The organism is Pectobacterium sp. F1-1, from assembly GCF_025643735.1.
Taxonomy (GTDB): domain Bacteria; phylum Pseudomonadota; class Gammaproteobacteria; order Enterobacterales; family Enterobacteriaceae; genus Pectobacterium; species Pectobacterium colocasium.
In genome coordinates, this window is record NZ_CP104733.1 from 2,816,955 (window position 1) to 2,832,500 (window position 15,546).

Here is a 15,546-nt window from a genome sequence, read left to right on the forward strand (position 1 = left end):
TCATAAATAAACGATGACGGTCACATTCATAATATAAAAATTTGATAACGAATTAGTACCGCGGCGATACAGACGGAGATCGCTTTTTTATCCAAAAAATTTACTTGCTGTTTTGGGGATAAATTCTTTGTGCCCATATGGAACACATAATCGAGCACGAACATCCACAATTGTCTGTTTAATCTAGCACTCGCAATGTTGCTCTGTTCGTTAAGTGGTGTTCACTGAGGGCGTGATTCCAGCTGGATTTAGTAGCAAGCTCCTCCAATTAGTAGAACATGTACTTCTCAATGAAGGAACCGATGACTTTTTCGCGGAGCTCGATGGCGCGCGAAAAACAAATTGTTTTGCATGCCGAGTACGTAACGTCAGATTGTTACGCTCAATACGTTGTGTGAAAATTTTGCCCGTCAGATGTTTCTCCTTCGGCACTTCTCTGGCATGGCTGCCCCAGTCGTCGCTGGTTACCATGCCAATGCTGAAAGGGGTCAATAGAGCAAGTAATTCTCTGCATGTTTCATCGTTTCTTGGCCCGAAGGTGTAAGCCAGTACGCCGCCCTTTTTGGTGTTGTAAGCATACCAGAGCCAGTGTTTTACCGCTTTACTGCCAACGAAGGCCCACTGTTCATCAAGTTCGGAGATAAGCGCGACGTCGGCGTGAGCAACCGGAGAAGAGGTTATTGTCAACAACGATGGTGATTGACACACCGAATGATTGGCATACTAGATGGGAAAATCGAATACGTTGGTTCTCAATCCGTATTCTTTATAACTTTAAAATCTCCAGCCGGGAATACTCGACGGCATGATTCACGTGCCGAGAGAATTCCATGAAGCTATTTCTGTGCGAGAAGCCCTCCCAGGGCAAAGATATCGGACGTGTACTGGGGGCTACCCAACGAGGCAAGGGTTGCCTCACCGGTTCAGGTATCACCATAACCTGGTGCATCGGTCATCTCGTTGAAGCAGCACCGCCCGATGCCTATGGCGAGCAGTACAAACGCTGGTCTATCGAGCAATTGCCCATTATCCCTGAGCGCTGGCGCGTCGACGTCAAATCCAAGACCGCCTCGCAGTTCAACGTCGTCAAAGACCTTCTGAGCAAGGCCACCGAGCTGGTCATCGCAACGGATGCTGACCGGGAAGGCGAGTTGATCGCACGTGAGATCATCGAACTGTGCGGTTATCGCGGCCCCATCCAGCGGCTCTGGTTATCGGCATTAAATGACGCGTCGATCCGCAAAGCACTGGCAACGCTCAGGCCATCAAGCGAAACCCTGCCGATGTACTTCTCGGCCTTGGCCCGTTCCCGCGCAGACTGGCTGATTGGCATGAATCTCAGTCGCCTGTTCACCGTTATGGGGCGGCAGGCCGGTTACGACGGCGTCCTCTCCGTGGGCCGGGTACAAACCCCAACGCTAAAACTGGTTGTCGATCGCGACCGCGAGATCGCACGTTTTGTCTCTGTACCGTTCTGGGCAGTCGAGACCGTACTATCGGGCGCAGGTCAATCTTTCATTGCAGCCTGGCTTGCACCAGATACAGCAACAGACGATGCCGGCCGCTGCCTGCAGGAGCCCATAGCCCGGCAGGCGGTGGAGCGCATGCGTTCGGCTGGTAGTGCACAGATCACGTCCGTCGAGACTGAACGCATGCGTGAAGGCCCACCGTTACCCTTCGATCTGGGCACGCTGCAGGAAATCTGCTCCAAACAGTTGGGTCTGGACGTGCAGGAAACCCTGGAAATCGCTCAGGCACTGTACGAAACTCACAAAGCGACGACGTACCCGCGCTCAGACTCCGGCTATCTGCCCGACAGCATGTTCGCCGAGGTGCCCACCGTGCTCGACAGTCTTCTCAAGACCGATCCTGGCCTGCGACCGCTCATTGACCAGCTAGACCGCAACCAGCGCTCACGTGCCTGGAACGACAGCAAAGTCACGGCGCACCACGGCATCATTCCCACGCTCGAACCCGCTAACCTTGCGGCCATGAGCGACAAGGAACGGGCAGTCTATATGCTGATCCGTGCCCACTATCTGGCGCAGTTTCTGCCTCAACATGAATTTGACCGCACCACTGCACGCTTATCCTGTGCGGGTGAAACGCTACAGGCTGTCGGCAAGCAGGTCGTCGTCATCGGGTGGCGGCAGGTGCTCGCTGAGCCCAGGCCAGACGATGATGGCGAAACCACTCCGCGCAGCCAGGTTCTGCCAGCGCTGCATGAAGGTTTGTCTTGCCAGATCACGGGAATCGACTGCAAAGCGCTCAAGACATCGCCGCCACGTCCTTATACCCAGGGCGAACTGGTCAAAGCGATGAAGGGCGTTGCCAAATTGGTTGCCGATCCACGCCTGAAGCAAAAGCTGAAGGACACCACGGGTATCGGCACTGAGGCGACTCGCGCCAATATCATCAAAGGATTGCTTGACCGTGGCTACCTGCTGAAAAAAGGCCGTTCGGTACGTGCCTCCGATGCGGCCTTCACACTCATCGACGCCGTTCCCGGTGCCATTGCCGACCCCGGCATGACCGCCATCTGGGAACAGGCGCTGGACATGATCGAAGCCGGTCAGCTCACTCTCGATGTCTTCATCGACAAGCAGTCAGCCTGGATCACGCAGTTGGTACAGCAGTATCGAGGTGCATCGCTGTCTATCAAGGTGCCACAGGGACCTGCATGCCCAGAATGCGGCACCGCTATGCGTCAACGTACTGGCAAGAGCGGGCCATTCTGGTCTTGCCCTCGCTATCCTGACTGCAAAGGCTCTCAGCCTATCGACAACGGCAAACACAAACGTGCTATGCCGCGCAAACGTAACAGCAGCACACGGGCATCCTGAGCCGCTCTGAATCCAAAAGCCATGCCACATCTTCAGTGATGACATGGCTCCATCCCGCGCCCATGCGGGAATCCCCACGCACCACGCCTTCTACTGAACAGTGCGTACTTCGCTATGCTCCGGCAGCGAGGCAGAGGGCAACTTGTCCACGGATCGCACCAGACGCTTTCCCTCTTCTCCGGTACTTCCGCCTTCCTTGAAGGGTTTCCTGATGCCTTGCTTGAGAGGCCAGACATCAGGAAACCCTTCGGGGATGACGGTATTCGTTGCCGCGCCCAACGGCGAAAAACTGGGCTCCCTTTGTGTGTGGATACATGCCAGAGGATTCCGGCCACAACCACGATAACGGCCGGGTGCGATTGCTGCGACAGTGAACGGTTTTGACGACGACCACATCCTGAAACAGCCCACAGGTGGTTTCTTCCTACCAAGTCGGAGGCCAGCAGGTCCCCGACACTTTTTCTCCTGATTTACGACACACACGGTTGGGCCTGTGGCCCTGAACCAAAAAACAGGAGACCCCATGAACATGCAACCCACACCCCATGTACTGCAATTCGGCAGCGTCTGCAGTGGCATCGAGGCAGTCAGCCTCGCCTGGGAACCACTGGGTATGAAAGCCGCCTGGTTTTCGGAAATCGACCCTTTCCCGTGTGCCGTGCTCGCACACCGCTACCCCCATGTGCCCAATCTCGGCGACATGACGCTCATCGCTAACCAGGTATACGCTGGCGAGGTCATCGCACCAGATATTCTGGTTGGCGGGACACCCTGCCAGGCGTTCAGCATTGCCGGCGCACGACGGGGACTCAACGACCCTCGCGGTGCCTTAACCCTCAGCTACGTGGAACTTGCCAATGTCATCGACCACATCCGTCTCAAAAATCATCAGTCCCCCACCACGATCGTCTGGGAAAACGTCCCCGGCGTGCTCAGTGACCGCTCCAACGCCTTTGGCTGCCTGCTGGGCGCACTGGCCGGAGAAAGCCATGCGCTCAACCCGCCAGGGGAAAAATGGGCGCACGCAGGTCACGTGTCTGGACCCCGCCGTCGCCTTGCGTGGCGGGTGCTCGACGCCCAACACTTCGGTGTCGCCCAGCGCCGCAAGCGTGTGTTTCTTGTGGCAAGTGGTCGAGACGACCTCGATCCCTGCGAAGTACTTTTTGAGCGCGACAGCGTGTGCGGGCATTCTTCTGCGAGCAGCTCGCCGTGGCAAGAAGCTGCCCGCGCTGCTGGAGCAGGCCCTGCGACAGCAAGCGACTATGCCGGATTGAGTCCCTACGGCAAGGCTGTCACGACATTCAGTTTCGCTGGCGGTACAGGGCCAGCCAACGTGGCGGCCTGCCTGATGGCAGCCGGTTCCAAACATGACATCTGCACCGAGAACTTCCTGGTGCAGTCGATGGCAGGCCCCTCAGCCATACACTGAACACGGCTGCGCATGGCAAAGACTACAGGGAAGATGGTGCCAACCAAGGTATCCCGATGATGGCCTTTACCGCTCAGGACTATGGCGCGGATGCCGTAAAAGACGTCACTCCGACATTGCGTACCCGGGCCTGGCCTGCCATCGCCTTTGCACAGAACGGGCGCGGCGAACTACGCCTGGAATCGGGTCATGGCCAGATCGCTGGCACGCTGCTCGCCAGCGGCGGAAAGCCCGGTCAGGGCATGCCAACCGTGTTCAGCGTCACCCCGCCTGACGCGCACTTCCATTACACGCCGCTTGAGCATGATGGAGAAAACTGGCAGCAATGGAAGGTCAGGCGGTTAATGCCCGTCGAATGCGAACGCTTGCAGGGCATGCCGGATGGCTGGACGCTGGTGCCATATCGCGGCGGCAAACCTGCTGCTGATACACCCCGCTACAAAGCGATCGGCAACTCCATGGCCGTACCATGCGTAGCCTGGCTGGGTCAGCGTCTGCTCCAGGCATTGCAGACACCCAAGTGACATCGCGCTAACCAATACGGGCACGTCCTGATGCGTGTTGTTCCACACACACGCACCGTTGCCACGTCATGCTGAATACATGTTCGCCGGCGTAGCTGGCAACATCCCAGGCAGTCAAGGCCATCAAGACTGCGACACGCCGACGGTGTGTTGGCTTTCGTTATTTTCTCATTCCACCCATAGGGGCTCTCCTCCCTTGTGGCTGGGGAGCTCCTTTTTTTGGAGACTTTCCCCTGGATCATCAAACCATTCGCAATCAGATGCAGTCATTGGTGCGTGACCACGTTCCTTCCAATGCCCGCAGTTTCAGGTTCAACATTTTTGACGGCCAACCCAAGGTGTCGACACTGGGCTTTCACATTGATCCCAAGCCTTTTGAAGGAAAGATCATCGCCAGGACGGAGGATGCCATTGTCGTCAAGACGGGCAGAATCGAGTTCGCCGTGCTTGACCGGACGCTCGTGACCGAAGATCCCGACGAAGGAGCCAAGGTGCAGGTCGAACCCTACGCACGGCATCGGTTCGACGGTCTTCGCGCAGACACCCCCGAAGAGCGCACCGAATACACCGCTGATGGCACGCCCTACAAGCTCCAGACGTATGTACTCGGCTCCGCTCCCGCCAAACTGCCGATCCCGCAACCCCGCTGCCCGGAGTTACAGGAACTGATCAGGCAACTGGAGGAGCTGCCGGCACCGGATGGTTTTCGTCGGATTACGCATCTGCTGGTTGATGCGGGTGCGCGGGATTTCACCTGGGTTGATCCACTGCCCAAGGACATCATCGCTACACCACCGGCTATCAGCTTCAACACAAGCACGGCGAAATTCAATGGCCGCGTCACTGTGCAATACGAACGCGCCGACGACCTCTATGCCGTCGTGCTGAGCCACGATGGAGAGTTGGTCGAACGGGTTGACGGTGTGTTCTTCGATACCCTCGGAGACGTATTGCTCAGGCTGATCGACGATGGCAGTTGGCGTCGCATACGTGTGCGCACCATTCAAAAGCCGCTGCGGCGCAAGTCATGACGCGGCAGACAGCCCGTCTATACGGCAGGTTATCTGACCAGCCTCGTTTACTTATCTCGCCTCGACCGGGATACGCACCAATCTCCCGCCCCGGACAACGCTTCTTCACTGTGTTGCCCGGCATACCATCCTCTCAGGAGTAACGTGTATGACTTTACGCTTCAAAGGAGCCGAATTGCGGCCCGTCATCGCCGAAGCTGTTGCCAATCAGTGCCGCATCATTCTGGTCAAGGATCAGGGTGTTTACTGGCTCGCCGAGCATGGTGAACGCCATCCCGATGGGCGTCAAAAGCTGATCGCCTACGCGATTGGCTGCAACCCTGACGTTGCGCCCTTCGACGACTGGTGGGAGCGCTCACGCGCTGAGTTCGGTGGCGACGATTTTGGCGAATTTTTCGAACCTGGTGACAGGGTGTTTACCGGCATTCTGGATGGTGCCGGCGACCTCGAAGTGTCCGCTACCGCAACACAGATTTTCCTGCAAGTTGTCGCGACAAACTCCGATAGCCACTGACTCTCATCCTCCATAGCCCCCTGATGGGGGCTTCTTTCCTCTCACGCCAGCATCTCCGCAACTGACGCGCATTCGTCTCAGCCCACGACGGGCCATTCCACCAGCGATACCCTGGAGACGCCCACATGCGCGACCCGTTCAAGATTGACACCCCGACCTGCATCAGTTTTTCCGGTGGCCGCACCAGTGCCTATATGCTGTGGCGCGTTTTACAGGCCAACTGCGGCCTGCCTGCCGATACCGTTGTCTGCTTCGCCAACACAGGCAAAGAAGTCGAAGCCACGCTGCGCTTCGTGCGCGACTGCGCCACACATTGGGAAATACCTATCCACTGGCTCGAATATCAGGATGCAGAACCGGGATTCACGCGGGTCGGCTTCGCGACTGCCAGCCGCCAGGGTGAGCCTTTCGAGGCATTGATCCGTAAGCGCCAATACCTGCCCAACCCCGTTGCTCGCGGCTGTACCACCAGCCTGAAAATCCGGCCGATGCATAAATACCTGCGCAGTCTCGGCTGGACGGAATGGGATCAATTCATTGGCATCCGCGCCGACGAGCAACGGCGTGTCGCCAAAATCCGGGCGCGTGGTCACTCCACGGAATCAAGCCATGAAATGATGTGCATGCCATTGGCCGATGCACACATCAGCGTAGACGAGGTCAGTGCGTTCTGGCAGGCACAGCCTTTCGATCTGGAACTGTTGACCGTGAAAGGCCGCACACTCGAAGGCAACTGCGATTTGTGTTTCCTCAAGCCACAAGGGCAGCGACTGGCCCTCATCAAGGCCAGACCGGAAGCCGCCATATGGTGGATGCGCATGGAATCACTGAATCTGGCCAGCAAAGCCAGTGGCACACGGTTTCGTATTGACGGTCCCAGCTATGCCGATCTGGCGCGCTTCGCCGCAAACCAGGGTGATCTGTTCGACTCAACCGAAGATGCGGTGGCCTGTTTTTGTGGCGATTAAATCGCGCCGCAGGAGAGATTTCACCTGATTGACTTCGGTCTGTTCTGATCAGGTGCCCCTTGGATAACGGTCAGGACAGCAACAACTGCTCCTGCGTTTTGCCTGCCGCGAGCGCCTCTTTGAACCAGTTCGGCTGCTTGCCTCGACCACTCCAGGTCAGGCTTGGGTTATCAGGATGCGCATATTTGGGAGCCACAGGATTTTTTACCCGAGGACTGGGCTTCGAGTTCGGGAAGACCTGCTCCAGTTCCAGATTTTCACCTTCCAGCAACTGCAAAATTTTCTCGCGAACAGCCTTGATGCGTTCACGTTCTCCCTTGACCAGTTGATCCTGTGCAGATGCGATCAGGTTCTTCAATTCGGCTGCGGACAGCGCCTGCAAATCAATCGACATTATTTCTCCCTCCATGGGTGATGCAGAAAGTCGTTAAGTACGCGTTTGTACCACGACTGCCATTTCCAGAGGAATGGCATCTCAAAAATAGGGAACGGCTTCAGTTCATATTTCTCGTCGCGCCGGCATGGAGGCGCGGGCAGTCTGTCGGCATGTTTTGCTGACGTTGTCAGCGACATGCCACGCAACCACGGTCTCCAAGGTTGCGGTGCGGCAAAAACCGCATGACCGAGCCAGTTCGCACAGCATCCTCACGCGAACGACCACCGGTTTACCGGTAGTGGATGCATTCGCCTTATCAACCCATCGCGGGGTGACACACCCTCGCCATCGGGCCTGGTGTGTCTCCGCTTCATTTTCAATGGAGATTTCACCATGGCTCATTCTACTTCAGGCGAAAAGGCCTATTTCGATCTGCACACTGAAGGTTACGGTCGTCTGCAGCGTGTACGGGAAGTTCCCGTGCGGGGTGGCCGACGTGCTCAACCCTTCCTGGCCTGCACCATCGCCGCGCTGGTCGGCTCTGCCAAAGAACCGGCCACCCGCTATTTTGATGTCAAAGTCACAGGTGCCGAGGCTAAAAAACTGGTCGAACACTATGTCGGCATTGATGATCCAAAGCAGCGCCCGATGATCAAGTTCCGGCTGGGGGATCTGTGGAGTGATGCATTCATTCGCCCCAGCGGTGAGCGCAAGGGTGAACCGGCAGCCAGCCTCAAGGGACGACTCCTGAAAGCTGAACTGATCGACCCTGCCACACTGCAAATAATCGAACAGTACGAGCTGGTCACTCGGGGCATTGGCTACCTCAATCGGCCCAAAGATGTCACGCCGAAAAAGGGTGACCCGTTCCTCGCATGCACCCTCGGTGCGCTGGCCGGGCCTGTCGAAGAACCGGAGTATCGGTACATCAACAGCATCGTGACCACACCGGAGGCTCAACATCTGGTGCGCCGTTGCGTGCAGGCCGTCGAGGCTGAGCGCAAGGTACTGGTGGCCTTTCGTCTCAACGACATGAAAGCTGATCCGTACCTTCGCACGAAGGGAGAACATGCCGGCGAGCCAGCAGCGAGTCTGGAGTCCAGACTGATCCATATTGGCCTGATCAAGATCGATGGCCAATTGGTCTATCCCACTGCCAGTCAGGCTCCCTCTTCCGGGCACGCTACAGCGGCATCCACTGCGTCAGAAAGTCTTGATCACAGCGTGGATATGCCGTCTACGACGCCCGGTACAGCCGAACCTGAAGCGCAATCCTCGATAGAAGAAGAGTCCGCTCTCGTCACGTCACACTAAGCCGATCGGCAAGACCTCACAGTGGGGTCTTGTCTCTTTTTCCAGGTTTATCGGCAGTACAACGCATCTCAGGAGATTCATCATGGCTACAGCAGCCGTTCAATCCGCTCCCCCCATCATCGTTCGCGGCCAACTCGCAATCCGCACAATATCCGGTCGTAATGGCCGGTTCACAGTCGGTCGTCTCACCACTCACCTTGGGCTGTTCCATGTCAAAGATCCCGAACTGGAGCAGTATCCCGAAGGGAAATATGAGGGTGAATTTGCGATTCGATATATTTATCCGAAAGCCTATCCTGTCGGCGACGGCATGCGATTCGAAATCCGGGCCAACCTGGATGGCATGACCTTGTCTGGTATCGACAAACTCAGCAAAGCAGAGGCTCGCGCCTTCGCCACGCAGGATGTCGATCCGCTTGATGAGGAATCGGGTACTCAACCCGTACCCACGCCAACCGCAACATCCAAATCCAAGGCCAGGCCTGCCCCTGTGCAAGCCACCCAGGACCCACTGGTCGACACCACGCCATTCGGCGTCGATGCACCCTCCGCGACTGTAGCGGCCTCGGACAATCCCGATAGCGATGATGCTGCATTGTTCGGCATCCTCTGGCCGCTGGGTGAGTCGGTGAAGCTGGACGCAACCATTAACCGTCGCACGTTGCGCCTGCAAGTCGCGCGGTTGAGCCAGTTGAGCTATGTGTTCGACGCCACGGCCCAGCAGTGGAACCGTCAGTCTGAATCCCTGGCGATCTGATTCATCCAGCCACCGCTGCGCGCTTTTCCCATCCTTCGGGGCAACACGGCCCCAAGGGCAGTGTTGCCCCTCAATTTTTTATTGAGGACACCACCATGCCCGAATCTTCATTACAGCAACCGTTGTTCCGTATCGACGAATGCACTGACCTGATGGTCGATGCCTGCGTCTGCCGCGAGAATGGCGATCTGGTCTTTGTCTCAATCTGGGCGCGGGATACTGCCATCCAGCAATTTATCGCCCGACTCACACTGGGCCGCGATGAAGATGGACTGAACCAGTTTCACCTCATCACAGAACAGGGCGGCTCCGTACCTGTGTTCATCCCTTCGGTCGAGCGCCTTGAAAAGCGCCTGACCCGCAACTATCGCCGCACACTGTTTGGATCGCTCACCAACCTGTGGCTATTCGACCAGCGTTGCATCTGCCCTGACAAGAACACGGCCAGCGCACTGGCACTATTGCCGCGCTCTGCTGCTGAACCGACCGTTCGCTTGTGGCAACTCGTCAAAGACACATGTCCGCTGCCGCTGCTCGACCACTGGCAAACGCCGGTGCTGGAGTTACTGCGCAGCCGCGACATGCTCCATGAGCTACCGGTCGCCCTCGGGCCACTGCGGGGCTTTCGCCTTGGACTGGACGTGCCAGCGCTCACCGACGCGCTGGGCGAGCTTATCCGTAATGGTGTTCTCACGGCCTATCCATACCCGTCACAGATCTGGACACCGCACGCGGTGGTCTGATCGTTCCACAGCAGGCGCTGCCTTACCAGGCTCCTGCACGTTCTTTCATCACCGCCAGACAGGAGGTCCCTATGGCACTCATGTTTCCCCGGCTCGCCAGAAATTTTGCCAAAAATGGCTATTACCCTACCGATGAGTCCACACTCGAACGGACACTCGCAGCACTGGCTCCCGGCAATGAGCCCATGTGCATTATTGACCCTTGTGCCGGCGAAGGCGTTGCGATTGCCGAAGCCGCCCATGCCCTCGGGCTTGATCACACCCGTTCGTACGCTGTCGAGTACGATCAGGAGCGCGCCAGCCATGCACGGTTGTTAGTCGATCACTGCATCCATGCCGACCTGATGGATACCCTCATCTCGCGTCAGGCATTCGGCTTGCTTTGGCTCAATCCACCGTACGGCGACTTGTCCAGAGATGCCAACGGCAATATCGGCTACGACGGTAAAGGCCGGCCCCGACTGGAAAAGCTGTTCTACCAGCGGACGCTGCCCTTGCTGCAGTACCACGGCATTCTCGTTTTTATCATTCCGTTCTATGTGCTCGATCAGGAAATGGTGGGCTGGCTCACACGCCACTTCGCCGACCTGCAAATCTTCCGTGCGTTAGATACACAGTTCAAGCAAGTGGTGCTGTTCGGTCGTCGCATTCGCCAACGTGATCTGGCAAGTGAAGACGTGAAGTCCACCCGCGCCCGGTTGTTGCAAATTGGGCAGGGAGAGCAAGACGCAGAGGAATTGCCGCCTGAGTGGACGTCGCTTCCCTATATCGTGCCAGGCACCCAGGCCGAACCCGAGCATTTTTATCGCATCAGCATGGAGCCGATGCAGTTCGCCGAAGAAGTACAGCGTCTGCGAGGTTTGTGGCCGGCGTTCGAGACTCACCTCGGTGCTGCGCAGCAATCGCTGCGTGCGCCTGCTCGGGCTTTATCTGAATGGCACCTGGCATTAGCCCTGGCGGCGGGTGCGATCTCCGGTGTCGTGCAGTCCCAAAGCGGCCGCACACTTGCGGTCAAGGGCGACACCTACAAGCAGAAAGCGACGAGCACCGAGTATTGCGAACGCGATGACGGTTCAATCGCCGAAACGCGCATTCTCACCGATAAGTTCGTGCCCGTCATCAGAGCATGGGATTTATCTCCCGACTCAGCCACGCTGGGACGGATTCTCACCATCCATTAATCCCCGCAAGGGGAAACAGTACCACCTACACACTGCTGGCCACTGAACCCGAGTTCAACACCAGCTCATTTCTCTTACCCATCGGGGCATACATCGCCCCTGGGCGGTGCATGCCCCATTTTTTGGAGAATGAGATGAACGCATCCCAACTATTTGACGAGTAGCACAGAGGCTGAAAGACGGGGTGTGGAGCCTCGCAGATTTCCGGCATCATCGTGCCTATAACGGGATACTCATCGTTCCCCTGACTGGAGACTCCACACATGAATAACTATACCCCTGTTGGCGTTGATATCGCAAAACACCTGATTCAGGTTCACTTCATCGACAAACATAGCGGCGAAGTGGTGGATAAACAGCTGCGACGTCAGGATGTTCTGACCTTCTTCAGCAACCGTGAACCCTGCCTGATTGGTATGGAAGCCTGTGGCGGCTCTCAGCACTGGGCCCGGGAGTTGAAGAAACTTGGTCATCAGGTTCGCCTGCTTCAGGCGAAATTCGTCAAAGCCTTCCTGATGGGCAACAAGAACGATGTCATGGACTCCCGCGCCATATGGATGGCGGTCCAGCAACCGGGACGGGGGATTGCCGTAAAGAGCGAAGAGCAGCAGGCCGTTCTGGCACTGCATCGCATGCGCCGCCAGTGGGTGAAGTTCCGCACCGCGCAGACCAATGCCCTGCATGGCTTACTGCTCGAATTTGGTGAAACAGTACGCAAAGGACGTACCGCGCTGGACAAGGCTCTGCCCGTGGCGCTGGAGAGGCTGAAAAACCGCCTGCCGCTGTTCCTCATCGCCCAGATTGAAGAGCAGCACCGTCGCTTGAGTGAGCTGGATGCTCAGATTAACGGCATTGAGCAACAACTGACGGCGCTGGCGAAACAGAACGAGACCTGCCGACGGCTGATGGCTATACCCGGCGTAGGGCCACTGATAGCCACGGCGGCGGTGGCTACGATGGGCGAGGCTCATGCGTTCCGGTCGGGACGGGAGTTCGCGGCCTATGTCGGACTCGTCCCAAAACAGACCGGCACTGGCGGCAAGGTTCGCCTGCTGGGGATAAGCAAACGCGGTGACACCTACCTGCGTACGCTGTTTATCCATGGAGCGAGGGCAGCGAGCCTGTTGGCGAAAGAGCCGGGACCGTGGATAACGGAGTTAAAGAAACGGCGGCCGACCAGTGTGGCGATAGTCGCGATGGCCAACAAACTGGCGCGCACGGTGTGGGCGGTGGCGGCGCACGAACGGGAGTACCGGAAAGATTACGTCAGCATCAGGCCGTATTAACAGCGGATGCTGAAAACCATTAACCCTTAACAAAAGGATGAATGCGGAAAGGTTGCGAGGGCAGCCAGCGTGATGACGACGACAGGTAAGACCGGGACTTGCTGAACCTGAATGGTGTGTCGGGCATAAAGCCCGCCAGGAGAATAAGGAGCAAGTCGGCGAATCTCATCGAGGCCCGCGGCACAGGCTGCAATAAGGCCGGATATAGAGCTGCGACCTATCCGTCAACGTCAACACAACGGAAGCCTTGCAAACGGGATGCGTTCATATAGCATCACCATGAGCATACAAATCGAAGCGGCTCCTGCCGTCACGCAATCGCCCGAGACAGGCGATCTGTTCGACCCTGCGAACGACGAACTCTCTATCAGTCTACAGGATTTTGTCAGCGAGTTCGGGGATGAGTTGCTCGACTCTCTCAACCGAGCCAATCCACCAGTCTACAACGGTGTGCCACGTGCAAACCGACAACGCATTCTCGCCAGTCTCAAGCGACAGTTGTTCCCCGCCCAGGCCGAGGTCGTGCATGCAGCAGCCGAGTTGCTCGTCAACCAGGGCGAGCGCGCAGCCATCGTCAATGGTGAGATGGGGACGGGCAAAACCACCGTCGGCATCGCGCTGGCGGCGGTACTCAATGCGGAAGGCTATCGCCGCACACTCGTCCTCAGCCCACCGCACCTGGTCTATAAATGGCGGCGAGAGATTCTCGAAACCGTCACGGGGGCCAAAGTCTGGGTGCTCAACGGCCCGGACACGCTGCTCAAACTGATCAAGCTGCGCGAGCAACTGAATGTGCCAGCCGATGGACAGGAATTTTTCATCATTGGCCGTGTGCGCATGCGAATGGGATTCCACTGGAAGCCTGCATTCGTTCGCAAACGCACCCGTCACGGCACCGTTGGGCTTTGCCCACACTGCGGCACCATGGTTAACACCCTTGATGGCGAGCCCGTCAGCGCACTGGAACTCGATGCCGAGGAAGTGCGTCGCAAGTGTGGCGTTTGCAAAGGTGCCCTCTGGACACTGATGCGACCACGCAGTTTGTCAGGCAGCGATCAATCCGCAGCAGTACTGCGGGCGCTGAAACGCATTCCGACCATTGGTGAAGCCACGGCGGCCAAGCTGATGAAAACCTTCGGCGATTCATTCCTGGCCTCGATGCTTGGGGACAACTTCCACCAGTTCATCAACCTGATGGACAACCGGGGGGAGTTGGTCTTTTCAGACCGGCAGGCTCAGCGCATGGAACGCGCCATGTCGAGTATGGAGTTCGGCTTCGGTGAGGGTGGCTATCAACCCAGCGAATTTGTGAAGCGGTATCTGCCGCAAAGCACGTTCGATTTGCTCATCGCCGACGAAGCCCATGAGTACAAGACAGGCGGTTCCGCGCAAGGTCAGGCCATGGGCGTTATTGCAGCCAAAACCCGCAAAACGTTGCTGCTCACTGGCACGCTGATGGGTGGCTACGCTTCCGATCTCTTTTATCTGCTGTTCCGGGCACTGCCCGGACGTATGATCGAAGACGGCTACCGACCGAGCACCAGCGGCAGCATGAACACTGCGGCCATGGCATTCATGCGGGATCATGGCGTCCTCAAGGACATCTATTCCGAAAGCGACGGCCCGGCCCACAAGACCGCAAAAGGCTCGAAGGTCACCGTCAGAACCGTCAAAGCGCCAGGGTTCGGCCCCAAGGGCGTGCTGCGCTGCGTTCTGCCCTTCACGATTTTCCTCAAACTCCGAGATATTGGTGGCGTACTGCCCCCGTATGACGAAGAGTTCAGGGAAGTCGCGATGGACGCCGAGCAAAGCGATACCTACAGCAAGCTTGCTGCCAGCCTGACGACTCAGCTCAAGGAAGCCTTGCGTAAGCGGGATACCACCTTACTGGGCGTGGTGCTCAATGTGCTGTTAGCCTGGTCTGACTGCTGCTTTCGTACCGAAACTGTGCGCCACCCGCGTACACGAGAGGTACTGGCATTCACCCCGGCCCAGTTCAACGAGCTGCAGGTGATGCCCAAGGAACGGGAACTAATCGACATCTGCAAGCAGGAGAAGGCAGAGGGGCGCAAGATCCTGGCCTACTCCGTCTACACAGGCACGCGAGATACCACCAGCAGGCTGAAAATGCTGCTGGAGCAAGAAGGCTTTCGGGTTGCGGTATTGCGCGCCAGCGTCGATGCCAGCCGCCGTGAAGACTGGATTGCAGAACAGCTCGACAGAGGAATTGATGTCCTCATCACCAACCCGGAGCTTGTCAAAACAGGGCTGGATCTTCTGGAGTTCCCCACGATTGTGTTCATGCAATCAGGGTACAACGTGTACACACTGCAGCAGGCCGCACGACGCTCCTGGCGTATCGGTCAGAAGCAGCCTGTGAAGGTGATCTACCTGGGGTATGCGGCCACGTCGCAGATGACGTGCCTGGCCCTGATGGCGAAGAAGATTCTGGTCTCTCAGAGCACATCGGGAGACGTCCCTGAGTCAGGACTGGACGTGCTTAATCAAGATGGCGACTCTATTGAAGTTGCCCTGGCCCGGCAACTTGTCGCGGCCTGATATTCCTGTTTGCCGGCGTCC

General features: G+C 57.4%; 11 protein-coding genes and 2 pseudogenes. 11 read left to right on the forward strand and 2 right to left on the reverse strand.

What is annotated here, in order from left to right:
* Positions 1-268: 268 nt before the first annotated feature.
* Positions 269-681: pseudogene (locus NAL19_RS12375) on the reverse strand (IS1 family transposase); the annotation flags it as partial.
* Between the two features lie 149 nt (positions 682-830).
* Here NAL19_RS12375 and NAL19_RS12380 point away from each other — a divergent pair.
* The 5 genes and pseudogenes from NAL19_RS12380 (at position 831) to NAL19_RS12400 (ending at position 7,309) form a co-directional block, all read left to right on the forward strand.
* Positions 831-2,843: a DNA topoisomerase III gene (locus NAL19_RS12380; RefSeq protein WP_263057507.1), complete on the forward strand. Its 2,013-nt coding sequence runs from the start codon at positions 831-833 to the stop codon at positions 2,841-2,843.
* A gap of 523 nt (positions 2,844-3,366) precedes the next feature.
* Positions 3,367-4,796: pseudogene (locus NAL19_RS12385) on the forward strand (DNA cytosine methyltransferase).
* Between the two features lie 233 nt (positions 4,797-5,029).
* On the forward strand, positions 5,030-5,827 hold the full coding sequence (locus NAL19_RS12390) for a GTPase (protein ID WP_263059710.1): 798 nt from the start codon (positions 5,030-5,032) through the stop codon (positions 5,825-5,827).
* A gap of 148 nt (positions 5,828-5,975) precedes the next feature.
* On the forward strand, positions 5,976-6,341 hold the full coding sequence (locus NAL19_RS12395; protein ID WP_103182588.1) for a DUF3085 domain-containing protein: 366 nt from the start codon (positions 5,976-5,978) through the stop codon (positions 6,339-6,341).
* A 125-nt stretch (positions 6,342-6,466) separates the two neighbouring features.
* Positions 6,467-7,309, forward strand: a complete 843-nt coding sequence (locus NAL19_RS12400; RefSeq protein ID WP_263057508.1) for a phosphoadenosine phosphosulfate reductase family protein — start codon at positions 6,467-6,469, stop codon at positions 7,307-7,309.
* A 70-nt stretch (positions 7,310-7,379) separates the two neighbouring features.
* On the opposite strand, the gene NAL19_RS12405 is transcribed toward NAL19_RS12400, so the two are convergent.
* The gene (locus tag NAL19_RS12405) at positions 7,380-7,703 is read right to left on the reverse strand and encodes an H-NS family nucleoid-associated regulatory protein (protein WP_015730104.1); all 324 of its coding nucleotides are present in this window, start codon (positions 7,701-7,703) and stop codon (positions 7,380-7,382) included.
* A gap of 375 nt (positions 7,704-8,078) precedes the next feature.
* Here NAL19_RS12405 and NAL19_RS12410 point away from each other — a divergent pair, with 375 nt between their 5' ends.
* The 6 genes from NAL19_RS12410 to NAL19_RS12435 all read left to right on the forward strand — a co-directional run bounded on the left by NAL19_RS12410 (position 8,079) and on the right by NAL19_RS12435 (position 15,525).
* Complete coding sequence (locus NAL19_RS12410) at positions 8,079-8,999, forward strand: DUF3577 domain-containing protein (protein WP_263057509.1); 921 nt, start codon at positions 8,079-8,081, stop codon at positions 8,997-8,999.
* An 82-nt stretch (positions 9,000-9,081) separates the two neighbouring features.
* Complete coding sequence (locus tag NAL19_RS12415; RefSeq protein WP_263057510.1) at positions 9,082-9,756, forward strand: DUF3275 family protein; 675 nt, start codon at positions 9,082-9,084, stop codon at positions 9,754-9,756.
* 95 nt (positions 9,757-9,851) lie between these two features.
* Entirely contained in the window at positions 9,852-10,499 is a 648-nt protein-coding gene (locus NAL19_RS12420) for a hypothetical protein (RefSeq protein WP_263057511.1), read from the forward strand.
* A gap of 71 nt (positions 10,500-10,570) precedes the next feature.
* The gene (locus tag NAL19_RS12425) at positions 10,571-11,680 is read left to right on the forward strand and encodes a DUF6094 domain-containing protein (protein ID WP_263057512.1); all 1,110 of its coding nucleotides are present in this window, start codon (positions 10,571-10,573) and stop codon (positions 11,678-11,680) included.
* 263 nt (positions 11,681-11,943) lie between these two features.
* Positions 11,944-12,966 carry an IS110 family transposase gene (locus tag NAL19_RS12430; RefSeq protein ID WP_263057333.1) on the forward strand — a complete coding sequence of 341 codons (1,023 nt, stop codon included), beginning with the start codon at positions 11,944-11,946 and terminating at the stop codon, positions 12,964-12,966.
* Positions 12,967-13,245: 279 nt separating this feature from the next.
* Positions 13,246-15,525, forward strand: a complete 2,280-nt coding sequence (locus NAL19_RS12435) for a DEAD/DEAH box helicase family protein (protein ID WP_263057513.1) — start codon at positions 13,246-13,248, stop codon at positions 15,523-15,525.
* Positions 15,526-15,546: the final 21 nt, after the last annotated feature.

Bases quoted from the DNA above. Each gene is read 5' to 3' on its own strand.
- NAL19_RS12435 (WP_263057513.1), top strand. From the start codon at position 13,246: ATGAGCATACAAATCGAAGCGGCTCCTGCCGTCACGCAATCGCCCGAG.
- NAL19_RS12430 (WP_263057333.1), top strand. From the start codon at position 11,944: ATGAATAACTATACCCCTGTTGGCGTTGATATCGCAAAACACCTGATT.
- NAL19_RS12400 (WP_263057508.1), top strand. From the start codon at position 6,467: ATGCGCGACCCGTTCAAGATTGACACCCCGACCTGCATCAGTTTTTCC.
- NAL19_RS12415 (WP_263057510.1), top strand. From the start codon at position 9,082: ATGGCTACAGCAGCCGTTCAATCCGCTCCCCCCATCATCGTTCGCGGC.
- NAL19_RS12380 (WP_263057507.1), top strand. From the start codon at position 831: ATGAAGCTATTTCTGTGCGAGAAGCCCTCCCAGGGCAAAGATATCGGA.
- NAL19_RS12420 (WP_263057511.1), top strand. From the start codon at position 9,852: ATGCCCGAATCTTCATTACAGCAACCGTTGTTCCGTATCGACGAATGC.
- NAL19_RS12425 (WP_263057512.1), top strand. From the start codon at position 10,571: ATGGCACTCATGTTTCCCCGGCTCGCCAGAAATTTTGCCAAAAATGGC.
- NAL19_RS12405 (WP_015730104.1), bottom strand. From the start codon at position 7,703: ATGTCGATTGATTTGCAGGCGCTGTCCGCAGCCGAATTGAAGAACCTG.
- NAL19_RS12410 (WP_263057509.1), top strand. From the start codon at position 8,079: ATGGCTCATTCTACTTCAGGCGAAAAGGCCTATTTCGATCTGCACACT.
- NAL19_RS12395 (WP_103182588.1), top strand. From the start codon at position 5,976: ATGACTTTACGCTTCAAAGGAGCCGAATTGCGGCCCGTCATCGCCGAA.